Source organism: Streptomyces chisholmiae (assembly GCF_031845445.1).
GTDB classification, from domain to species: Bacteria; Actinomycetota; Actinomycetes; order Streptomycetales; family Streptomycetaceae; genus Streptomyces; species Streptomyces chisholmiae.
The window spans coordinates 1-21,857 of record NZ_JAVREO010000007.1; the positions used below are offsets into that span (position 1 = coordinate 1).

General features: G+C 72.3%; 17 protein-coding genes and 3 pseudogenes. 10 read left to right on the forward strand and 10 right to left on the reverse strand.

Annotation, left to right across the window (positions count from 1 at the left end; genetic code table 11):
- Positions 1-135 precede the first annotated feature (135 nt).
- On the reverse strand, positions 136-1,725 hold the full coding sequence (locus RM844_RS13080) for an AMP-binding protein (RefSeq protein ID WP_311667283.1): 1,590 nt from the start codon (positions 1,723-1,725) through the stop codon (positions 136-138).
- 331 nt (positions 1,726-2,056) lie between these two features.
- Complete coding sequence (locus RM844_RS13085) at positions 2,057-2,608, reverse strand: hypothetical protein (RefSeq protein ID WP_311667284.1); 552 nt, start codon at positions 2,606-2,608, stop codon at positions 2,057-2,059.
- Positions 2,609-2,703: 95 nt separating this feature from the next.
- Here RM844_RS13085 and RM844_RS13090 point away from each other — a divergent pair.
- Both RM844_RS13090 and RM844_RS13095 read left to right on the forward strand, forming a co-directional pair.
- A pseudogene (locus tag RM844_RS13090) lies at positions 2,704-2,918 on the forward strand (IS5/IS1182 family transposase); the annotation flags it as partial.
- Between the two features lie 226 nt (positions 2,919-3,144).
- Positions 3,145-3,459, forward strand: a pseudogene (locus tag RM844_RS13095) (type II toxin-antitoxin system PemK/MazF family toxin); the annotation flags it as partial.
- 774 nt (positions 3,460-4,233) lie between these two features.
- On the opposite strand, the gene RM844_RS13100 reads toward RM844_RS13095, so the two are convergent.
- From RM844_RS13100 to RM844_RS13135, 8 genes are all read right to left on the reverse strand, one after another.
- A complete protein-coding gene (locus RM844_RS13100; RefSeq protein WP_311667286.1) occupies positions 4,234-5,178 on the reverse strand; it encodes a C40 family peptidase in 945 nt (314 codons plus the stop codon).
- Positions 5,175-6,017, reverse strand: coding sequence for a replication-relaxation family protein (locus tag RM844_RS13105; protein ID WP_311667287.1), 843 nt, complete (start codon positions 6,015-6,017; stop codon positions 5,175-5,177). The genes RM844_RS13100 and RM844_RS13105 overlap by 4 nt, the downstream gene beginning before the upstream one ends.
- Positions 6,014-8,482, reverse strand: coding sequence for a type IV secretory system conjugative DNA transfer family protein (locus tag RM844_RS13110; RefSeq protein WP_311667288.1), 2,469 nt, complete (start codon positions 8,480-8,482; stop codon positions 6,014-6,016). Before RM844_RS13110 ends, RM844_RS13105 begins: the two co-directional genes overlap by 4 nt.
- Positions 8,479-10,284: a VirB4 family type IV secretion system protein gene (locus tag RM844_RS13115; protein ID WP_311667289.1), complete on the reverse strand. Its 1,806-nt coding sequence runs from the start codon at positions 10,282-10,284 to the stop codon at positions 8,479-8,481. The genes RM844_RS13110 and RM844_RS13115 overlap by 4 nt, the downstream gene beginning before the upstream one ends.
- Entirely contained in the window at positions 10,281-11,186 is a 906-nt protein-coding gene (locus tag RM844_RS13120; RefSeq protein ID WP_311667290.1) for a PrgI family protein, read from the reverse strand. Before RM844_RS13120 ends, RM844_RS13115 begins: the two co-directional genes overlap by 4 nt.
- Positions 11,183-12,643, reverse strand: coding sequence for a hypothetical protein (locus tag RM844_RS13125; protein ID WP_311667291.1), 1,461 nt, complete (start codon positions 12,641-12,643; stop codon positions 11,183-11,185). Before RM844_RS13125 ends, RM844_RS13120 begins: the two co-directional genes overlap by 4 nt.
- Before the next feature lie 233 nt (positions 12,644-12,876).
- Entirely contained in the window at positions 12,877-13,224 is a 348-nt protein-coding gene (locus RM844_RS13130) for a pilin (RefSeq protein ID WP_311667292.1), read from the reverse strand.
- 245 nt (positions 13,225-13,469) lie between these two features.
- Positions 13,470-14,159: a hypothetical protein gene (locus tag RM844_RS13135; RefSeq protein WP_311667616.1), complete on the reverse strand. Its 690-nt coding sequence runs from the start codon at positions 14,157-14,159 to the stop codon at positions 13,470-13,472.
- A gap of 533 nt (positions 14,160-14,692) precedes the next feature.
- On the opposite strand from RM844_RS13135, the pseudogene RM844_RS13140 reads away from it, so the two are divergent.
- The 8 genes and pseudogenes from RM844_RS13140 to RM844_RS13175 form a co-directional block, all read left to right on the forward strand.
- A pseudogene (locus tag RM844_RS13140) lies at positions 14,693-14,986 on the forward strand (urease subunit gamma); the annotation flags it as partial.
- Between the two features lie 42 nt (positions 14,987-15,028).
- Positions 15,029-15,496 (forward strand): urease subunit beta, encoded by a 468-nt coding sequence (locus RM844_RS13145; RefSeq protein ID WP_311667617.1) that lies wholly within the window; start codon positions 15,029-15,031, stop codon positions 15,494-15,496.
- Between the two features lie 35 nt (positions 15,497-15,531).
- Positions 15,532-17,541 carry an urease subunit alpha gene (locus tag RM844_RS13150; RefSeq protein WP_311667293.1) on the forward strand — a complete coding sequence of 670 codons (2,010 nt, stop codon included), beginning with the start codon at positions 15,532-15,534 and terminating at the stop codon, positions 17,539-17,541.
- A 110-nt stretch (positions 17,542-17,651) separates the two neighbouring features.
- Positions 17,652-18,326 (forward strand): urease accessory protein UreF, encoded by a 675-nt coding sequence (locus RM844_RS13155; RefSeq protein WP_311667294.1) that lies wholly within the window; start codon positions 17,652-17,654, stop codon positions 18,324-18,326.
- A gap of 26 nt (positions 18,327-18,352) precedes the next feature.
- On the forward strand, positions 18,353-19,051 hold the full coding sequence (ureG, locus tag RM844_RS13160) for an urease accessory protein UreG (RefSeq protein ID WP_311667295.1): 699 nt from the start codon (positions 18,353-18,355) through the stop codon (positions 19,049-19,051).
- A complete protein-coding gene (locus RM844_RS13165; RefSeq protein ID WP_394814497.1) occupies positions 19,048-19,902 on the forward strand; it encodes an urease accessory protein UreD in 855 nt (284 codons plus the stop codon). Before ureG ends, RM844_RS13165 begins: the two co-directional genes overlap by 4 nt.
- Before the next feature lie 373 nt (positions 19,903-20,275).
- Positions 20,276-20,953, forward strand: coding sequence for a hypothetical protein (locus RM844_RS13170; protein WP_311667297.1), 678 nt, complete (start codon positions 20,276-20,278; stop codon positions 20,951-20,953).
- A 14-nt stretch (positions 20,954-20,967) separates the two neighbouring features.
- Complete coding sequence (locus RM844_RS13175) at positions 20,968-21,834, forward strand: hypothetical protein (protein ID WP_311667298.1); 867 nt, start codon at positions 20,968-20,970, stop codon at positions 21,832-21,834.
- The last annotated feature ends 23 nt before the right edge of the window (positions 21,835-21,857 follow it).

A 21,857-nucleotide genomic window follows, 5' to 3' on the forward strand; every position in this document is an offset into this window, starting at 1 on the left:
CACCGCGCGGCTACCGCGTCAACCCGCCCGACCCACCCACCAGAGGCAGCGCCCCGGTTCCGGCACCTCGATAGCAGACCGCGTGGCGGTGCTCCCACCAATCGGTGGGAGCACCGCCAGGTGAGGGGCAGGGACCTACGTGAGCTGGTTGCCCGCCTGGGCACCGCGTCGCCGCAACAGCTTCTTGTCCGGCTTGCCCGCGTCCGTGAGGGGCAGTGCTTCGGTGAAGTCGATGTGGTCGGGCTCGTACATGGCGCCGCGCCCTTCGCTCACCCAGGTCCGCAGGTCGTCCGCGGTGACGGCGACGGCGGGATCGGTGCAGACGGTGGCGTGGACGCGTTCGTGGCCGCTGTCGCCCTTCACACCGTAGACCGCGCTCTGGCGCACGGCGGGGTGCGTGTTGAGGAAGTCCTCCAGTTCGGTGGTGTACACGTGGCCGCCGACCACCACGATCATGTCTCTGATCCGGTCGACGACGCGCAGGTAGCCGTGAGCGTCCAGCAGGCCGAGGTCGCCGGTGTGCAGCCATCCGTCGCGCAGGACCTGAGCGGTGAGTCCGGGGCTCTTCCAGTAGCCCTCCATCACCTGCTCGGAGCGGACACAGATCTCGCCGACCTCACCCACCGGCAGTACCCGGCCCGCCTCGTCGCGGATCTCGACCTCGACCCCGGGCACCGGCCGCCCTGCGGTGCGCAGAAGGTCGGGGCGGTTGGGGTCGTGTTCGGCGGCGGACAGCACGCTCACCGCGCCGGCCTCGAACTGCCCGTACCCCTGCTGGAGCACGGGCCCGAAGCGGCGCACGGCCTCGGAGATGCGCACCGGCGAGGAAGGGGTGCCGCCGTAGGTGAGCTGGCGGAGGCTGGAGGTGTCGGCCTGCTCGACGTCCGGGTGGTCGAGGAGCTGGTACAGCAGCGGGGGCAGCAGCATCATGTTGGTGATCCGCTCACGTTCGATCGTGGCCAGGATGTCGGCCGGGTCGAAGGCGTAGTGGAGCACGACCGTGCCCCCGGCGGAGAGGGTGCCGTCCGCGATGAACCCGGCGGCGTGGGACAACGGCGTGCACACCAGGTCCCGGCGACCGGTGCCGCTGAACAGCTGCCGAGTCAGGGCGATACCTGCCTGCATCCGGCCGAACGTGCTCCGCACCCCCTTGGGGTGGCCGGTCGTCCCGCCCGAGTGCCGGATGAAGCAGAGGTCATCGGGTCGCGCACCGCTCGGCAACGGGGCGCCCGGCTGTTTCCCGGCGAGAGCGAGGAGGTCGTCGCCGAGGCCTCCCGGTGTGCTGTCACCCCGCGCGCGCACGTCTTCGGGGTCGTCGCCCAGGAGTAGGACGTGTGCCATCGGGGGCACAGCCCGGATCAGTTCGGCGGCTCGCCCGGCGAGGCGCGGGTCGACGACGAGGGCGTGGGTCTCGACGTCGGCCATCATCGCCGCCTGCACATCGGTCCCGAGCCGGTTGTAGAGGTGGTTGAAGTGCGCGCCCAGCAGGTTGACGGCATAGCGCACGGCAATCGTCTCGGGAAGGTTCCCGCACAACAGCGTCACCGTCCGCCCCGGACCGACGCCGCGCTCCCGCAGCACACGTGCCATTCGGTAGACCAGGGAACGGAACTCGGCAGCGGTGAGACGGCGCGTACCGGCCACCACGACCGGGTGGCCCGGCTCGTCGTTCAGGCCGTCGAGGATGATCTCGGCGTAGTTACGAAACACGGGCGACGCAGACAAGACGCATGTCCCTTCCGAAGCGCGGGAGCGGGAACCCGCGGACCATCAGTGGCATCCCCCGGGGCGACCCCTCCCCAACGTGATCGCTCACGGGATGGCTGAACAACCCCCGGCGGCACGCGGTGTCGTCGAAGCCACGACAGCGCGCGGTGGAACAGCGTCCCCGGCCCCTCGGCGTGAGCCGACGCACGACCGTGCCGGAACCAGTGCAGACTCCCGCCCCCTCGCCGGCTGGCACAGTCGCGGCGCTTGGGCCGTCCCTGTGTCTATGGGCTGTCCCGCAAAGATCTTGGCTCCGAGTACGGAGCCGTTTGCAGAGCTGGCGAGGTGCTCAGCCGGCGGTTCGTGAGGTGCCCACGGACCGGGCGAAGTCGGCGAGCGTGTGGAAGTCGTGCTCCCGGAGGCCGGCCCGCGGGTTGATGTGGTGGAGGAGTCCAGGCCCTTGGTGGTGCGCGGTCACGTAGGCCTGATCCAGCTCGCCCTGCTCGTCGTCCACCCAGGCGAAAGGGCGGCCGCCTGCGTAGTCCACTAGCGGTCCGGTCTTCCAGTGCACCCCATCAGGGCGTTCTTGGAGCAGGGCGTCGCCGAAGTCCACGAAGGGAAGTTCCGGAAGGCCGAGGACCGGTGCGATCCACCGGTTGGCGTCGTGCATCCATGTGGTGGCCCAGCACAGCTCGAAGCCGAGCTGGAGCAGGATTCGTCCGTGCTGCGGGTTGAGCCAGACTCGCAGGGGACGTCGTCGGGACGATAGGCCCCTGTCGTCTTGATGGGCGTCGTTCCGGGGGACTCGGAGTGTGGTGTAGCCGTCGGGACGCCTCTCCGGCTTGGCCGCATAGGGGTTGAGCGGCCCGTCCACGTCGAGGAACAGCAGAGGTCGGTTCACGGTTTCCCCCCGGTTCTGCTCACTGCGGACTGCCCCGATCAGCGTAGCTGTGGGCATGCTCCTGAGCGAGCGCCGGCCTGAGTGAAAATCACGATGTGGCAAGTGTGATCACGGCATCGGAGCCGTCCTGGATAACCCCGTTCGCGGGGCCGGGCCCGCGCTGCTCCGGCACACTGCTGACCACGCTCCGACGCGATGGAGCAGATGCGGTCCACCGAGGCCGGCCGTGGAGTCTGCCCCTGGAGGACCGAGTGCTGCCGTCACGGCCTACTGGCGAACGAACCTGACGTTGCGACAGCTCGCTCCGCTCCCCTCGAACGTCTTCTGCCACCGGGCAGGTCTACGCTGTAAGCGGTGGCCATCTTGTGATCTTCGTTTGTCCACACGGTTCACGATGGTCATCGGTGGCCGCAGCCGTCTTCTCACCGGCCCTGACCAGCCAACATCGCGATCTGATCCGGGAGTAGGCGGTGGTCGGAAGGGCGACGCTGGCGCGCCGTCTCGTAGCAGGAGGACATGTGTGACGTGGCGAAGTCTGGTGGGCGAACTTTGACGAGCAGCGGGCAGTCGTGCTGCTTTCGGGAGATGAGGCGTCCGGTTTCCTGGCGATGCAGGTCGTCGCTCCCGCGGGCACCGATATCAGCGGCGTGGCCGTTGAGGTGGCGGTAGGTGCTCCCGAAGGACTGCCCCTCGAAGGCGTCCTGAGAGTCGCGCTTCCCCGTCCCGGCCTCATCCCTTGCACTTGGCTGGTCACCCTGGCCAGGGAAGACCTGATTGGGCGGGCGGGCGTCCTGCCGTCCGCGAAGCTCAGCGAGATCGAGGACGCCCTTCGTCTCGGCGGCCTCACGTAGGCAGAGAAGGATGGACGCCGCCGATGGCGCGGCCGGTCTCGTCGAGATGGTCCATGGTGGCCGTGGCGTGCCAGCGGCGCCCCCAACTCACGAGATCACGATCTACGGTTGGAGTGCTACGGGCCATCATCGGCGCCGGGCAGGGGTTTTGGTGGGGCCGGGGTTGGCTTCTTTACCTCTCCGGCCGTTGGTAACGTCGCTGGCAGGGCCCGGGGCGCGGTGGCGGGCTGGTTGTAGCGTGAGACTCAAGCCTCATCTGAAAGGTTCCCCCTTTGTTGATCGTGCTTGTGTTCATGGGTGTCTTCTTCGTGGGTTTGGGTAACTGGCTCATAGTGGGCTTGTGGAAGAACCGCCCAATCCGCTCCGTTCCAGCTGTCGAGGTAGCGGAGAACACTTACTTCTATCTCAGTAAGCCTCGAAGTCGACGGGCGGCTGTTCGCGCCCTGCCCGTAACACTCGTAGGGGTCGAGTCCATTTGGTGCATCCTGGTGTGGGATGAGCTGGTAAGTGAGTCGATCGGACCGTTCACGATCGTGGCCTTCATGGTGTTCTTCGCGTGCCTTCTCTCAGTCATATCCATTGCGCTGTTCAATCGTCCAAGATCTCTGGTGCCGCCGGCAAGGAGATCGGACACCGGTATTCTCGTCGAATGGTTTCGAGGGAGACGCCGCCGATGAGCATCAGGGGCGCTGGCGCCGAGGTGAAGCAGGAAGCCTTCGCATCGGTCAGCAAATGAGTTCGTTCACCGACTCTTCCTTCTCGCCGTGCGCATGTTCAGGTCCCGGTGGGGTGGGACGCCCAGGGTCGGGTGGCTCCCAGGTAGTCGTCGCCCGGGTAGCGGTAGGGCTCCTCGCGGATGAGTGCGTCTGGGTTCGGGGCGTTGATCATGTGGCCGTTGCCGATGTAGACGCCGACGTGGTGGATGTGGTCGGGGGTGCCGTAGAAGACGAGGTCGCCGGCCAGCAGGGGTGTGTCCGGCGGGAGTTGGGGGCCGTGGGCGTGCTGGTCATGGGCGACGCGGGGGAGGGGGATGCCGGCTTGGGCGTAGGCAGCCTGGGTGAGGCCGGAGCAGTCGAAGCCCGGGTCGCCGGCGGCCGGGCCGTTGCCGCCCCACTGGTAGGGGAGGCCGAGTTGGGCGCGGGCGTAGGCGAGGGCGATGGCGGCCTGGCGGCTCGGCGCGGGGGCGGTGCCGCTGGGTTCGTGGCGGGCGGCGTACTGGTCCGCCTGGTCCAGGACCTGGTCGACGTACCAGTCGGCGTGGTTGTAGTGCCAGATGGCGCGTTCGAGGTCGGCGCCGTGGCGTGCGCCGTGGGCGCAGAGGAGGCGGGCGGCGGCGTGGATGGCGTTGACGGGGTCCCAGGGGGTGGGTGGGTCGGAGCCGCCGGGCGGGACGGGCTGGTCGTAGCGGACGAAGGTGCTGGGGAGGAACTGCATCGGGCCGATGGCGCCGGCGGTGGAGACCATGGTGGGGTGGCGGCCGTGGTCGGTCTCGACCTTGCCGATGGCGGCCAGCACGGTCCAGGGGAGCCCCGGGCATTCGGTGGCGGCCTGGTGGTAGAGGGCCAGGTAGGTGGGTGGGATGTCGTCGAGCGCGGCGCGGCTGGGCGGCGCGGGTGTCCCGGCTCGGGTGGCTTGTTGGAAGAGGCCGGTGATGCCGGCGGCGGTGGCGATGACCAGGGTGAGCGTGGCGGCGAGGGCGGCGCCGATGGCCTTCTTCACCGAACGGTGAGTGGGAGCGGCGGGACGGGGCGCCACTGGGGCCTGCCCTCGGCGGGGAGGTGTTCGGCCTGCTCCGGGGTCAGGGCCGGGGTGAGGTGCGGCCAGTGGTGGGCGAGTTGATCGAGGGTGAGGCGGTCGCGGCTGGGCGGGTTGAGGGGGAGCCAGGCGTGGGGGTGGTGCGCGGTGGCCACCGGCAGGTTCTCGTGTCGGGCGGTGGGGGCGAGGCGCTGGTGGAGGTGGGCTTCGCGGGCGGGGGACGGGGTGTGGATGAGGACGGGGGTGGTGGTGGGGAGGGCGGCGTAGCCGGCGAGTTTGGCTTCGACGCGGCGGAGGGTTTCGCTGCCGGTGTCGTGTTCGAGGAAGAACGGCAGCACGGTGGTGTCGTGTTGCCAGTGGGCGTAGGCATCCGGTCGGGCGTGGTCGCCCCAGAGGCGGGCGGCGGAGCGGGCGGAGAGCCAGAGGGTGAGTTGGCGGTGCGGGTCGTGGTGGTGGGTGGCGGCCAGGGAGGTGAGGAGGGTGGTGGTGGCGAGGTCGTGTTCGAGGGTGGGGGAGAAGGCGGTGCGGGCGGTGCTGTCCGGGCGCCAGCTCAGGTGTTTGACGTCGGTGGCCCAGCGCGCGGCGAGCAGGGCGGCGCCGCGGCGGCCGAGGGTGTAGTGCTCGGGGGCGGAGCCGCGGGGGGTGAGGGGGCGGAAGGAGTCGAGAACGTGGAGTTGGTGGAGTTGACGCAGCCGGCGGTTGGTGACGCGGTGGGCGGTGTGCCACAGGGCGGTGATGTGGTGTGAGGTCAGCACGCGGTGCTCGTGGAGCATCTCCAGCAGCCACAGGTCGCGGGGCGTCACGCGGCGGGCGAGCGCGGCGGTGTCGCGGGCGGCGTGGGGGCGTTGGCGCTGGAGGGCGGCGCGGGGGATGGAGCGGGGGTGGGGGTGGATGAGGTCGCCTCCCGGGTCGTGGGCGGGGGAGTGGCGCCCTGGTTGGCGAGGGCGCGGAGCTGGTCGGCGCGTCCGGGGACGCGCGCGGCCGCCGGGTGGGTGGTGAGGGTGAACGCGGCGGTGGGGGTGTGCTGGACGAGGAGCCGGGCGGCTACCCGGTGGCGGCCGAGGTGGGTGAGGTCGTGGGCCGCCAGGCCGGGCTGGGTGTGGTGTTCGAGGTGGCGGGCGTCCTCGGGGGAGGCGGCGAAGAACACCTTGTTGCGGGCGTTGGTGGAGATGGCCTCGCGCAGCTCGGTGGGGAGTTGGGCGAGGTGTTGGTGGGCCAGGTTGAAGCTCACGCGGTAGCCGCGCGCCTCGGCGAGCATCTCCTCCAGGGGGTAGGGGAGGTGGAGGAAGTTGTGGCATTCGTCGAGGTAGACGGAGGCGTCGATGCGGGCGTGCTCGGGGCGGCGGGCCCGGGCGGTGGCGGCCTGCCAGGTCTGGGCGAGGAGGAAGGAGCCCAGGAGGCGGGCGGTCTCCTCGCCGAGGGAGCCCTTGGGCAGGCGGGCGAGGAGGATGCCGCCGTCCAGCACGTCGGAGAGGTCGGCGGTGGAGGGGCCGTGTGCGATGGCGCGGCGGGCGAAGTCCCGCAGGAGCAGCGCGCGGAGTTTGTTGAGCAGGGGCGCGGTGACGGCCTGGCGGGCGGGTTCGGACAGGGCGTCGTACCCGGCCCAGAAGCCGCGCAGGACCGGGTCGCGCACGCCGGCGGTGACGCGGAGACGGTAGGCGGGTTCGGCGAGCAGGCGCGGGATGTCGGCGAGGGTGACCGGCTGGCCGGTGGCGGCGCGGTGGCGTACCAGGGTCAGGCAGCAGCCGCGCATCAGGTCGTCGGTGCGCGGGCCCCAGAAGGCGTGGTGGATCTTGCGGAAGACGCTGGTGGCGTTGTCCACGACGACGTCGGTGTCCTGGCCTTCGAGGACGTTGAGGCAGGGTGGCGGCCGCGGGTCGTCGGGGTCGATGAGGGTGAGCCGGGAGCCGCACTCCGCCGGCAGGCGGTCCAACAGGTCGGTGACGAGGTCGCCCTTGGGGTCGACGACGAGCAGCCCGCGGCCGTGCCGGACATCGTCCAGGGCCAGGTTGGTGATGAGGGTGGACTTCCCCGAGCCGGTGGCACCCATCAGGTGCAGGTGGTGGCGGGCGTCGCCGGTGGCCAGCGCCACGTGGCGCCGGGCGTCGGTGTCGCCGCGCCCCAAGGGCCGGGCATCCGGTGCGGGGGCGGGGATGCCGGGCGGCGGCGGCAGGGAACGGGCCCCGGCCCTGGCCAGCCCCGGGGCGTCCGGGTCGGTGGGCAGATGCGCCAGCGTGGCCAGTTCGGGAACGGACAACAGTGCCGCCCGCCGGGGGAGGTGCCGCCGCGCCAGGTGCCGGTGGGGGCGGGGAAGTCGGGCGCGGACCAGCCAGTTGCGGGCGGTGTAGAGACCGAACGACGAGGCGAGGGCGTGCGCCCTGGCCCTCGCCCGCCGCCGCGCGTCCGGCCCGGGCGGCGCGCTGACCGCGTACAGGAGCGAGACCGCCCACAGCGAGCCGGAGAGCTTCTCCGCCGCCTGCCGCACCGCGCCGGAGTGTTCGGCGTCCTGCCGCACCTCCAGCCCCGGTTGGGGACGATGGGTGGCCTGCGCCAGGGTCCCGCGCAGACCCCGCAGGGGCTGGGTCCGCCCGGTCTTGAGGACGCGGGCGGCGCGCCTGGTCCGGCCACGACGCCGCCCGGTGGCCGGCCGGGCCAGCACCTGGACGACCGCCCGCTCCGCCCCGCGCAGCCCGGCGGCCGCCTGCAGCAGGGCGCGCAGCGGGTCGTTGCGGTGGGCGGTGCGCAGCGGCAGCACCTCCGAGCGGGCCAGCCGCAGCCGGCCGCCCCGCGCCGCCTGGCCGGCCGGGACCGGGGGCGCGGCCGGGACGACGACGGTGTGGGCACCCGGCCAGGCCGCGTGCACGGCCTGCCGCACCAGCCCGACCGGCACGCACCTCGGCACCCACAGGCGGATGGTCATGCCCTCCCGCGTCCAGGCGTACTCGAACGCCACATGCGGCTGGCCGGCCAGGAGCCGGTGCCACCAGGGGCGCAGTAGCCCGGACAGGGAGGACCACAACACTTCGGCGCCGTGCTCGTCCACCCGGGGCGGCGCCTGGACGACGACGCACCGCCCACCCCTGGCCAGCCGCCGCGCCCGCCACCGGGCCAGCAGCGCCCGGCCGCCGATGACCGTCAGCGTCGCGGCAGGCAGCGCGGTCAGCGGCGCCCGGTGCTCGGCCAGCGCCGAGCGGGCGTGCTCGGCGACGGCCGGCCACACCGCCACGGGGTCGACCAGGTAGGTGGTGAGCCAGTCGGGCGCGGTCACCGCTCCGCCACCTCCTGCTCGGCCTCGCGGGCGGCGAGTTCGGCGGGGTCGGTGGTGACCAGGTGGTGTTCGTGGCCGGCGGCCACGGCGGTGACCGCGGCCCGGTGGCGGTGGCCGGCCAGGAGCAGCGTCTCGCCCCTGCGGGCGGTCAGCAGGAAGTCGCGCTCGCCCCGGGAGAGGAGGAAGGTCTCGGTGATCTGGTCGATGGCCTGCGCGGACTGCCGCAGCAGCAGCTGGGTGGCGGCGTTGGAGACGATCGCCCGGCCCAGCGGCGAGGTCAGCACGTCGTCGGCGTCCTGGGTGACCAGCGAAAGGCTGCACCAGTACCTGCGGCCCGACTTCGCCAACCGCAGCAGGAAGCGGGCGCCCTCCCGCTCCCGCATCAGCAGCCACGCCTCGTCCACCACCACGAGGTGTCGCCGCCGGGGCCCGGTGGTGACGCGGCGCCACACGGCGTCCAGGGCCAGCACCATCGCCGGCGCCCGCACCTCCTCCGGCAGGTGCCGGACGGCGAACACCAACAGGTGGTGTCCGGACAGCTGGCCGCTGCTGGGGCCGTTGAACAGCTGTGCGTGCGAGCCGGAGACATACGGCACCAGCTGGTCGGCCAACTCCCGCGCGGCCGGGCTGGGATGCTCGCCCAGCACCTGGTGCAGGTCGCCGAGGGTGGGGGGCGGGTTGTTGAACGTGGACACGTCGGGCGTGATGCCGGCCCGCTCGTAGGTCAGCAACAGCGCCTGGTCCAGGACGGCCGTGCGCGCCGCGTCCGGTTCGGCGCCCAGCAGGACGGCGAGGAAGCCGTGCAGGAAGAGCACCTTGCGGACCAGGCCCTGGAGGCCGTCGGCCGGGTCCGGTGCCGGCAGGTCGAACGGGTTGATCCGGGCGCCCGCGCCGAGCCGCACGGTGTGCCCGCCGACCGCCTCGGCCAGCCGCACGTACTCGTCCTCCGGGTCGATCACCGCCGCCCGGGCCCCGGTGAACAGCAGCCGCAGCAACTCCAGCTTCGTCTGGTAGGACTTGCCGGCCCCGGAGCGGGCCAGGGTGACCGAGTTGTAGTTGTCCAGGCTCCGGGCGAAACGGTTCCAGAAGACCGGGGTGCGGGAGAGCGCGTTCACCCCGTACAGCACGCCGCCACCGCCCGCCTCGTGGTCGGCGGTGTGCGGGATGTCCGGGCTGGCGAACGGGAAGAACGAGGTCAGCGCGATGGTGTCCACGGTGCGGCGCACCCGCAGCGGGTCCAGGCCGAGCGGACGGGTGGCCAGCCAGCCGGCGAGCGCCCGGAACGTGGTCGGCTCCACCGTCAGCAACAGCGACTCGGCCACCGCCCGCACCGAGGCCACCTCCTCCGCCAACGCCTCCTCGTCCGGCGCGTGCACGGTCACATACAGCCCGACGCGAAAGAGCCGGGACTCCCCGCGGGCGACGCGGTAGGCCAGCTCGGCGGCGTCGGCCGCGGCGGCCTCACCCTCCGGGTCGTCCAGGTGCCCACCACGCACTGCGGCCCGGCGGGCCGACTCCAGCCGCGCCCGCTGCTTCCGCAACCGCGACGCGGCGACCCCGGTGGGCACCGGCTCGATGTGCAGGGCGACATCCAGCCGCCCGGGATGGTTGAGCAGCGGAGCCAGCCAGCCGGGGTTGGCCTCGGCCGGGTAGCCGGTCACCACCAGCGTCCGGGCCACGCCGCCCGCCGTGGTGACCTGGTGCGCGCCCACCTGGATCGCCCGCGGGCCCACCGGCTGGAGCAGGCCCCGTGCCGAGACCGCCTCGGGCCGTCGACGAAGTCGTCGCAGCAGACCGGTCAACGCGGCCCACCGTCCTTCGGAAGTGCGGGCGGCGTCGGGTCGCACGTCTCCCGGAGCGTGGCGGTGACCCGTTCGGCGCCCAGGGGCTGGACGTCGAGGTCGGCGCCGGCGAGGGCCTCGGCCGCCTCCCCGAGTCGTTGCCGGACGCGCCGGTCGGCGAACGCCCGGCGCCCCTCCTCGCGACTGACCAACAGGACCTCCTGGCGCCGCAGGACTTCGCGCTCTCCACCCAGCTGCCCGAGGAAGTCGGCATGGGCCTGGGCGGCGCGCACCAGAGCGGGGTGCCCCAGCCCGTGGGCGGCCCCGCGTACCGCCTCGGTGGCCGGCGACAGGTCCACCGGCCGCGAGCGCACCACGATCTGGGTCGGACCGGTCAGCGAGTTCAACCACCGGCCGAACGAACCGGTCAGCACCGCCTGCTCGGACGCACTGCGCAGCCCGAAGTTCACCGTCGAACACGCGGCGAGCGCGGCCTGCCCGCCGTCCCCGAGGTCCAACAGGCCAGCCCCGTCCACTCCACGGCACGGCACCGCCGGATCGGCGGCCGGTGGGGGGCCCGCGGACCGGGTGAGGGACCTGTTCAGGAAGCTCGGCAGCGCGGGTACCCCCTCGGGGGCGTGCACCATCCTCTTGGCGCTGCCGGCGTGGACGAGACCGGCCAGCACGAACCGATCCATGGTGATGCCTTCGCGGCGCCCGAGCGCGACGGCGACCACGGCGCCGGCCAACGGCACGGCCAGCGCGAGGAACAGCCGCACGTCGACCACCGGCCGGCCGGCCCAGTAGGCGCCGTACAGCAGCAGGCCGCCGCAACCGACGATCGCGGTCTGCCGCGCGGTCAGCGGACCCAGCACGCGGTCCGCCCGCTCGATGTCCGCGGGGATACGTACGGGGTGGCTCATCGCTCAGGCCTTTCCGGTGGATTCTTGGCGCGGTCGGTGTCCTCGGCCGGCTCCCGGAAGAGCGGCCGAGGAGGAGGGAGCGGAGCGGGGGCCCGGCGGGTCGGCGGCGGATCCTCGACGACCGGCGGTCGGAAGAGACCGGGCCCGGCCGGCGGCGAGGGTCTGGGCTTCGCCTGCGCGGGAGGTGGGAGGGCGGCCGCCGGCGGGGCCGGTGGCGGGTTCGGCGGCGCGTCGCCGCGCTGGACCCGCGGCCGGGGGATCACCGGCCGCGGGGCGGCGCCGTGCGGACGCGCGGCGGCGGGGCCGAACGACACCGGGGCAGGGGCGGTCGGCGGGCGCGGGCCGCGCGGCGGACCGGGCCGCCGCCCCAACCCGCCACCCGGAGGAGACGGGGGAGGGGCAGCGCCCGCGGCTCCGGCTCGGCCCGCCGCTCCGGGTCGGCCCGGCAGATACCGGTAGAGCAGCATCGCCATGGCCACCCCGCGCAGCGCCCGCACCGGGGCCGGCGCGTGCGGCATGGACACCGGCGTCCCCCGCAGGATGACCTGCACCACCCAACCGGGAATCTTCCACAGCACCCAGAACAGGCACAGCGCGGACAACAACGTCTCCAACTGGCCCGCCCGGCCGACCAGCAGCGAGTTCCCCGGCGCCAGGAACAGCCGAACCCCCATCGCCAGCGCGGCCGACTGCGCCACCTGGATCAGCAGCGCACCGCCCAACCCGCGCCACCACAGCGTCGCCACGCCCTCGGTCTGCGGCAATCCGTGACAGGACAACGCCAGCGGACCGCAGACCGCCAGCAGCGCCACCACCGCGATCCGCACCAGATAGCCGACCAGCACGGACGCGACCAGGACCACCAACACCAACGCCAGGATGAGGAGATGGGCTGGGTTGCCGCCGCCGAGCGTGTCTCCCATCAGCATCCGCGCCAGGGCCGGGCCGCCGCCGTCGAGGAGACCACCGCCCAGGATCGCGGCGGACAGGGCGTTGGACAGCTCGACGCCGTGCCCGACCACCAGCAGCGACAGGCCGGAGGCCACCAGACCGAGCACCAGGCGCGGCGCGATCTGCTTGAGCGCGTACCGGGTCTGCACCGTCTCGTAGCCCATCAACGTCAGCCCGCCGGCCACCACCAGCAGCACATAGGAACCGAGGGCCACGCCCCACGACGTCGTCCACATGTCGACCAGCACCGAATGCCCCGACAGGTCCGGCGTGGTCAGCAGCGTCTCACCCAACAGGCTGAGAAACGGCTCGCCGGCCGCCTCCACCAGCTCGGCGACGAACGCCAGCAGCGCGTCGGTGACCATGCCCGGCAGATCGAACACGCCGCCGCCGAACAGGCCGCCGAACCAGTCGCCCAACCACCCGAACCCGCCCCCGCCGCCATCCCCCTCGGCCGGCAGGTCCCCCAACTCCTCGGCCGAGGGGGACGGCCCCGGCGTCCCCACCTCCGGGCCTTCGGCCGGCGCCGGCTCACCCGGGCCCTCCACAGCTGGCGGCTCGCCTGGCGGTTCGACCGGCGCCGGCTCCGGCCCTGGCTCGGGCCCTGGCTCCGGCTCCGGCTCCGGCTCCCGAGGGTGGCCCGGCACCGTCACCGGACGGGCCCCCGCGGTCGGCGCCCCCGCCCAACCGGCCACCACCGCCGACACCCACCCCACCAGCGGCGCGCACCCCCACCGGCTCACTCGTCCCCCACGATGCCCCTGAGCACCGCCACCAACACCGGCGCCAGCACGACGATGCCGTAGCCGATCGCAGCCGCCCGCAACGCCCGCTTCGCCGACTCGACCTCGCCCGGATCACCCCCCGCCATCAGATACCGCAGGCCACCCACCGTCAGGAACAACGTCGCCAACAGGGCCACGATCCCGGCGATCCAGGTGATCAGGTTGGTCACCACCGCCTCAAGCGACGCCTCCGCCGCCCGCGCCAGCCCCACCCCGACCGTCACCACCCACACCCCGGCCACCGGCACGGCCAGCGCGAGACGGTGCCGCCAGCACATCGCCGACGAACGCGAACAGCACACGACGCCTCCCGAGAGCACAACCAGAACCAACGGACCAGGCCCCCGCCCCCGGCGACGGCCAAGCCCACGCCCCGCCGGCACGCACCTCCCATCAACGAGGAGAAAGCAGCGGGATGGACTCGGTCGTCAGCACCAGCCAGGAACCTGACCGCCACCGGGAACGAGAGGAGAAGCCCGACGCCCGGGCCCTCGATCCCAATAGGGAAACAGCACCCCACGGTGTGCCAAACCCCAGGTCACAGCCGTTATCGCCACGACCTCGCCAGGTAGGCGACCAGCCCCCGCTCCGCCTGCTCCCGGTACCGGTACAGCTGCCGACGACTGGCCCGCCACTCGTGCGCCAACGCCGTCATCGACTCACCCCCCACCCGCGTCCGCCCGATCAACCGCGCCTGCCGACAGGTCAACGCCCCCGCACGCACCGCCTCCCGCAGCACCCCGTACTCATCGCCCGCCACCACCCCGGCAGCCGCCTCCGGCACCGGCCGATCCACCGCCGCCCCCGCGGCCGTCGTCTCGGCCCGCCGCCGCGCCGCATAGGCGGCACGATGCGCCGCCCGATCCGCCGCCCGGAACAACTCCCGATCCACCCCCGCGCCGGCCGGATCGACCGCCCGCACCGCCGCCACCACGGCCGCCAACATCTCCTGCTCCACCTCACCCCGCTCCACGACCCCCCGCGGAATCCGGGACACCACCCGCCGCAACACCGGCACCGCGAACCCCACCACCACCGTCACCCACGGCTCACCATCCCCCTGCGCCCGCCGCACGGCCGCCCCCCAGATCCGGGCCCGCCGCTCAGGCGTCGTCGCCGCGTGCGCCAACTCCACCCGCAACGCGTCCACCGGCAACCCCGGCCCCTCCTCCGCCGGCAACGGCAACCGCACCGGCGCCCCCGCCCGGCGCCCCAACTCCAGAAACCCCCGGTCCACCTCTTCCAACGGCGAGAACCTCGCCCCCACCTCGGCCACAACCCGCGGACCACGAACCCGACGACGGTGCATGAACGCCTCCAACAGCGATCGGTGCTGCACGAACACCGCCATCCCTCCCAACCACCCCCACCACCTCCGCCCCACCCGACCACCACCCCCCGACCGCCCCCTGCCCACCACCGCGCCACCGCCGCGCGACCACCACGCCACGCCGCTGGCGAACAGGGTGCTGACCTGCACAAGAACGAACGCCGGCGTCGTGGGGGAGCTCTGGCACATCACGAAAAAGACTCTCCCGCGACAGAGCGGCGGCACCGTGCGGCCGGCCCCTGTGCACGGCGGGGCGGGCACCGCACCCCGTTCGCCTCCGGGATCACCTGATCGTGTACGCGATCCGATCCGTGGCCCACCCGACGGGTTCTCGCGCTGAAAGATCGACGCGTGCCGGGCGTCTCGCCGGAACGTCCTTCGTGCCCTTCGGCATGCCCGGCCGCACCCCCTGTCCGCTCCAGAGAAACGGAAACGGCTCAGTGCATTTGACCCCGCATGAGCAGGAACGCTTGCTGATCCATGTGGCGGCTGACGTGGCTCAGCGGCGCCGTGACAGTGGACTTCTCCTCAACTATCCCGAGGTGATGGCCCTGCTGACGGTGCACGTCTTCGAGCAGGCACGCGCCGGCAAGACGGTCAGCGACGTGATGGATTCGGGTCGGCAGTTGTTCGATCGGGAGGAGGTGATGGCCGGCGTCCCGGAGATGATCAAGGACGTGCAGGTGGAGGCTACCTTCCCGGACGGCACCAAGCTGGTCACCATCCACGACCCCTTCCCGGAGGCGGCAGAGGTGCCCGCGGTGCATCCCGGCAAGGTGGAACACCCGTCGCCGCCACGCAGGCCGAGTTGCCCGGTCGACTGCGACGGCGGCACCGGCAACGGTTCGTGCGGTGGCAAGTGCCGGGAGCAGGAAGCGGCGTCCTGGTACAAGGCGATCGAGTTCAACGCGGACCTGCAGGAGGACGCCACCGAGTTGCCGGGTGCGGGCCGGACCAGGATCAGGGTGAAGAACATGTCGGACCGTCCCATCCAGGTCGGTTCCCACTATCACTTCGCCGAGGTCAACCCCGGGCTGAAGGTCCTCAGGGTCGAGGTTCCTCCCGGTCCGGAGTCCGGGCCGCCTCAGGAACTGCGGGACTGCGCGGCGGCCCAGCTGCGGCGGCTGAACATCGCCGCGGGTACGTCCGTGCGCTTCGAACCGGGCGACGAGTGCTGCGTCGAGCTGGTGGAGATCCAGGGGGATCGACAGGTCAAGGGGCTGCGCGAGGTGACGTACCAGTGAGCACCAACTCGGGTACTCCGTCCAGCACCGGGCCCGTGGACAGGCCGAAGACCCAGGCGAGCAACCTGCTGAAGCGCGCCGAGTACGCCACCTTGTACGGGCCGACCACCAAGGACCGCGTCCGGCTGGCCGACACCGCCCTGACCGTCGAGGTCGAGGCGGACTGGAGCGGTGGCCCACAGCACAGCGGCAACGAGATGATCTTCGGCGGCGGCAAGGTGATCCGCGAGTCGATGGGCATGTCCCACATTCCCAGAGGCGGGGACGCCGAAGGCCGCACCCCCGTGGACACGGTCATCACCGGGGCGTTGATCCTGGACTGGTGGGGGGTGGTCAAGGCCGACGTCGGTCTTCGCGGCGGGAAGATCGAGGCTATCGGCAAGGCGTACAACCCCGAGACCATGGACCCGATCCCGGACGCGGAGTTCGAGATGCCGCGCCGTGAGCTCCCAGGCGCCACCCTGCCGGAGACGGCGAAGCCGACGAATTTCGTGGTCGGCCCGAACACCGAGGTCATCACCGGCAACGGGCGGATCCTCACCGCGGGCGGCGTGGACACCCACGTCCATTTCATCTGCCCGGAGCAGATCCACGAGGCCCTCGCCTCGGGCGTGACCACCCTCATCGGCGGCGGCACAGGCCCGGCCGAGGGCAGCACGGCCACCACGGTGACCCCGGGCGAGTGGCACATCACCCGGCTCTTCAAGAGCCTGGACGCGTATCCGGTCAACATCGGCCTGCTCGGCAAGGGCAGCACGGTCAGCACCGAAGCCCTCAACGAGCAGGTCGACGCCGGCGTCATCGGTTTCAAGGTCCACGAGGACTGGGGTGCCACGCCCGCCGTGATCGACGCGGCGCTGGAGGTGTGCGAGGACCGTCAGGTCCAGCTCGCCCTGCACGCCGACTCGCTGAACGAGTCCGGTTTCCTGGACAGCACGCGCGCCGCCTTCACCAAGGACGGCAAGGCGCGTTCCGTGCACATCTTCCATGTCGAGGGTGCCGGAGGTGGACACGCCCCGGACATGATCGAGCTGGTCAAGGAGACGAACGTCCTGCCCGCCTCGACCAACCCGACGCGACCCCTGACGGTGAACACCGTCAAGGAACATATCGACATGATGGTGGTCTGCCACCACCTCAACCCGGATTCTCCGGCGGACATGGCCTTCGCGGACTCCCGGATCCGCCCGTCCACCATGGCCGCGGAGGATCTCCTGCACGACATGGGCGCCATCTCGATGATGTCCTCCGACGCCCAGGCGATGGGACGCATCGGCGAAATGATCATGCGCACCTGGCAGACCGCGCACGTCATGAAATCCCGTTACGGCCCCCTGCCGGAGGACCTCGCCCATGCGCGGATCCACCCGATCGCCGACGACGCGGAGCAGGTCAGTAGGCACGCGCACAACGCTGACCCGCTGGCCCCGAACGACAACTACCGGGCCCGCCGGTACGTCGCCAAGTACACGATCAATCCGGCGATCACCCACGGCATCGACGGCCATGTCGGTTCCGTGGAGACCGGGAAGCTCGCCGACTTGGTGCTCTGGGAGCCCAAGTTCTTCGGCGTCAAGATGCACATGGTCCTCAAGGGCGGGCAGCTCGCCTACGCACAGGTGGGCGACGCCAACGCGTCGATCACGACACCGCAGCCCTACCTGCCACGGCCGGTCTGGGGCGCGACGGGCCGCGCCCCGCTGGGAAACTCGTACAACTTCGTGGCCCCGGGCGTGGCCGCCAAGCTCAACCCGACCGTCCTCACCCTCCAGGACAGCGACGGGAACGCCCCAGCGGCGGAGACCTCAGGGCCCGGTCTCGCCAAGGAGTTCGTGGACATCTCGGCGGACATCCGGGACGTGACAAAGGCCGACATGAAGCTGAACGACATGGTGCCGGAAAGTCTCCATGTCGACCACGACAGCTTCGAGGTCACCATCGGCGGGGCGACGACAGGGGACGTCCGCACGGAACTCAACGGAGCGACCGTGCCGCGCACCTACGTGAGCGAAGTCCCGATGGCACAGCGGTACTTCCTCTTCTGAGACCGGCTTCGTCCGATGGTGAACCTCGTCCCTGTGGCCGTGGCCCGGCCGGCCGACAGCCGGTCCGGACCACGGCACCGTCCGACCCCGCGAAAGGCAGCCGTGCGCCCATGAGCCGTGCTTCCCTGCTCCTGCTGGCCGACGGCCGTTTCCCCGCCGGCGGGTACGCCCACTCCGGCGGTGTTGAAGCCGCCGTCGCACGCGAAGCCGTCCACGACAGTGCCAGCCTCGAAGCCCTCTGTCGCGGGCGCCTGCACACCACCGGCCTGACCGCGGCCGGCCTGGCCGCCGCGGCAGCCACCGGATGCGACCCGCTGCTCCTGGACGACGCCGCCGACGCGCGCACCCCGGTCCCGGCCCTGCGTGCCGTGGCCCGCCGGCTCGGGCGGCAGATGATGCGAGCGGCTCGCGCCACCTTCCCGTCCACCGAACTCGACCGCCTGGCCGCCGCGCGACCCCAGGGTGCCCACCAACCCATCGTCCAGGGCCTGGCCGCCCGGGCCGCGGCTCTCACCCCGATGGACGCGGCCTGCGCCGCGGCGTACGAGAGCATCAGCGGCCCGGCGACCGCGGCGGTGCGCCTGCTCAGCCTCGACCCGCTTGACGCCTCGCGGCTGCTGGCACGCCTCAGCGAAGAGGTGGACGCGGTCGCCGCGGCCGCTGACGACGCGGCGGCCCGGGCGGCCACCGAGGGCCTCGGCGCCCTGCCGTCGGCATCCTCCCCGCTCCTGGATATCACCGCGGAGCAGCACGCCGCCTGGACCGTGCGGCTCTTCGCCTCCTGAACCGACCCCCGCCCCCTGGAGTTTCCATGCACCTGGACCACCCCGAGCGCTACCCGCAGCGCCACAGCTACTCAGCCGCCGGCCCGCACCGCCCCGACGGCAGCCGGCGCGCGCTGCGGATCGGGCTCGGCGGCCCGGTCGGCTCCGGCAAGACCGCCACCGTGGCCGCGCTCTGCCGGGCGCTCCGCGACCGGCTGGCCATCGCCGTGGTCACCAACGACATCTACACCAGGGAGGACGCCGACTTCCTGCTGCGGAACGCGGTGCTGCCGGCCGAGCGGATCGCCGCGGTGGAGACCGGCGCCTGCCCGCACACCGCGATCCGGGACGACATCTCGGCCAACCTGGAGGCGGTCGAGGAGCTGGAGGACCGCACCGGACCACTGGACCTCGTGCTGGTGGAGTCCGGCGGCGACAACCTCACCGCGACCTTCTCCCGCGGCCTCGTCGACACGCAGATCTTCGTCATCGACGTCTCCAGCGGGGACGACATTCCACGCAAGGGCGGCCCCGGCATCACCACCGCCGACCTCCTCGTCGTCAACAAGACCGACCTCGCCCCACATGTCGGCGCCGACCTCGCCGTCATGGCCGCCGACGCCAAGCGGCAGCGCGGCGACCTCCCCGTCATCTTCACCAGCCTCACCTCCGCCGACGGCATCCACGAGATCGCCGACTGGGTCACCGGACACCTCACCCGGTGGCGGGCGAAGGCGTCGACATGAGCACGGGCACCCCACTCGCCGGGCCCAGGACCGGCTTCAACCCTGGCGTTCCCGCCGTCGACAGCGCGGAGCCCTGCGGACACCCGGACGCTGTGCGGGCCACTGCCCGCATCCGCGCCACGTACAACGGGCGCGTCACCACACTCCCGCAACTGAGCAGCGACGGCCCGTTCCACCTCCGACGCATGCGTACCAGCGAGAAGGCCGCCACGGTGGGAATCATCGGGGCGATGAGCGCCCCGCTCGGCGGCGACCGACTCGCCCTGGACATCACCGCCGAGGACCGCGCCGAACTGGACGTCACCACCGCCGCCGCCACGCTCGCCCTCCGCGGCCCCACCACCGCGCCGGCCACCTACCACGTACGGCTGACCGCCGGGGAGCACGCCCGCCTGCGCTGGCTGCCCCAACCACTGATCAGCGCCGCCGGCAGCAACCTGCACCAGACCTATACCGTCAATCTCGCCTCGACATCCCGACTGCTGCTGCGCGAGGAGCAGATTCTGGGCAGAGCCGGCGAGGAACCCGGTCATCTGGTCACCCGGATCCGGGTCCACCGCGCCGGACGCCCGCTGCTCGACCAGCGCACCGCCTACGGGGATCCAGCGCCTGGATGGGACGGCCCCGCGGTCCTGGCCGGACACCGTGCCGTCGGTCAACTTCTCCTCGTGGGCCCAGAGCTGGACGACGGGCGTCCCCCCATCCTCCTCCGTGAAGGGGCCGAGGACGGCTGTGCCGTCCTCGCGCCCCTGGCCGGCGGTCCCGCACTGCTCGCCACCGCCGTCGCACCGACCTCCTCCGCCCTGCGGGAGCTACTCGACGAAGCACTCAGACACGCCTTCGGCGGCTAGCAGGTGAACCACACCGACAACCTTCGGCCAGAGGGGAGGTGAGTACCGCGCTCGTACCGCACCGCGCCACTACGAGCCCAAGGATCAAGTCGTGCACCGTGTGCCTCCCGTGGCCGGCGCCGCTGGCAGCGCGAGGCGTCGAGCCCAACGATTCGGCGCCCGTCCGCGGCAGTGTGCGACCACGCGCACGAACAGCACGAGCTGCGCGGACGGGTGCCCGTCCGCCGTTGGTTCGGTGCTGGCGAACACGCGACTGACCGGCACCGATCGCTGCTGCGGCCGGGCGAATCAGGCCTCTGATCCGGCACGGGCCAGGACGCGTGTCCTCTATCAAGGGGTGTCAGCACCCGTACGCCCCGGTGGCACGTTCCCCATGTGCGCACCACGAGTCCCCCGGCCGCGATCGGCCGGCCAGCGCCAGACGTCCGTCTGGTTCGCTCCGCTCCCACACCAGACGCGGCCGCGGGCCGTCGAGCAGCCCGCGGCGAACGCCGGTTCGCTGCTGCCCCCGTGGGCCGTGCGGCGGCTCCGCGCCGAGTGCACCCCACCCGGCCGGCGGGCCACGGAGACCCCGCTGCTCCGGCTGGACGTGCGGGACAACGGCCTCGGCGTCCGGGAGAGCACCTACCTGCGGGCGTCCTGCGATCACGCCATCCGACGGGGCGCGCCGCTGGTCCTGTCCCAGGTGACGCCCGAACTGGCGCGTGACCTCGTCGACCGCGTCCGCGAGAGTCACCTGGCGCTCGCCGGCTTCTTCCACCGGACCTATCGACTGCTCCACGACTCCACCGGCACCCTCGTCGTCGCCTGCCGGCAACAGCACGCGGCCAGCGCGGAGTTGATCGATTCGTGCCCGGTTCTGATCGCCAGCGCCCGCAGCGTGGGCTTCTTCTACCGCCGACACATCGTCGTCGCCCACACCACCGCCCGGCCCACCGAGCTGGAACCCACGGACGACACGCCCGTCGACGAGCCCGCGGCCAACGCGCGACGACACCGGACCATCCACACCGACCTGCTGGTCTTCACCCCCCGCCTGAGCACCACCTGAGGAGACCCGCCGGCATGCCGTACTCGGTGTGGAACACCATGCCCTCCCGCGCCACCACCGGATTCCGAAGCCCCCACCTTCCGGACGGCTCACCACCTCCCGGCACGACCTTCCCCGCCATCGTCGCGCACGCCGTCCGCCACTACACCCGGCCCGGCGAGCTGGTGCTCGACCCGCGGTGTGCCTCCGGCGCCGCCCTGGCCGAAGCCGTCCGGCTCGGGCGCGGAGCCATCGGAATGGCGCGGTCCCGGCCCCAGGCCGAAGCCGCCCAGACCAACCTCCGCCGAGCCGCGGGCCCGGCGCGGGCCCGGCGCGACGCCGTCGTGGTCAGCGGACACGATGTCGACCGGCTGGAGCGGGTGCTATCCGAGAGGGTCGCGCTGATCGTCATCGCCATGCCCCACCACCCACCCCCGGCGGGACGCGGCGACCCCACCGGCCCGGTCAGCGGCCCACCGAGTCACCTCGGACAGCTCGTCCGAGCCGGCGCGGACCGTGAGCTGTTCACGTTCTCCCGCCTGCTCCGCCGGATGCGTCCGCTTCTGCGCCCGGGAGGAACGCTGCTGGTCACACTCCGCCCCTGGCACGCCTACGGGGAGCTGGTTGACCTGCCCGGCGCGGTTTGGACCCTGGGCCGGCGCGCCGGCCTGCCGCTCAGCGAGCGGTGCGCGGCCCTCCTCGTACCGGTCGGCGACGGGGAGCTGTTGCTGCCCGCGTTCCCCGCCCGTCGGCGCGACCGGTGCCTCGTCGTGCACGAGGACGTGCTGGTCTTCCGCGAGCCGGGCGGCGAACCAGGAGGACGAGAGAAGGGAGGGAGCCCGCCGACGCGTGGTGAACCGCGGCCGATGAGTTCGTGGCCGCCGGCCGGTCAGAGCTTGTGACGCCGTGACGCCCTACGAAAGGA

Bases quoted from the DNA above. Each gene is read 5' to 3' on its own strand.
- RM844_RS13175 (WP_311667298.1), top strand. From the start codon at position 20,968: ATGCCGTACTCGGTGTGGAACACCATGCCCTCCCGCGCCACCACCGGA.
- RM844_RS13170 (WP_311667297.1), top strand. From the start codon at position 20,276: ATGTGCGCACCACGAGTCCCCCGGCCGCGATCGGCCGGCCAGCGCCAG.
- ureG (WP_311667295.1), top strand. From the start codon at position 18,353: ATGCACCTGGACCACCCCGAGCGCTACCCGCAGCGCCACAGCTACTCA.
- RM844_RS13165 (WP_394814497.1), top strand. From the start codon at position 19,048: ATGAGCACGGGCACCCCACTCGCCGGGCCCAGGACCGGCTTCAACCCT.
- RM844_RS13155 (WP_311667294.1), top strand. From the start codon at position 17,652: ATGAGCCGTGCTTCCCTGCTCCTGCTGGCCGACGGCCGTTTCCCCGCC.
- RM844_RS13120 (WP_311667290.1), bottom strand. From the start codon at position 11,186: ATGAGCCACCCCGTACGTATCCCCGCGGACATCGAGCGGGCGGACCGC.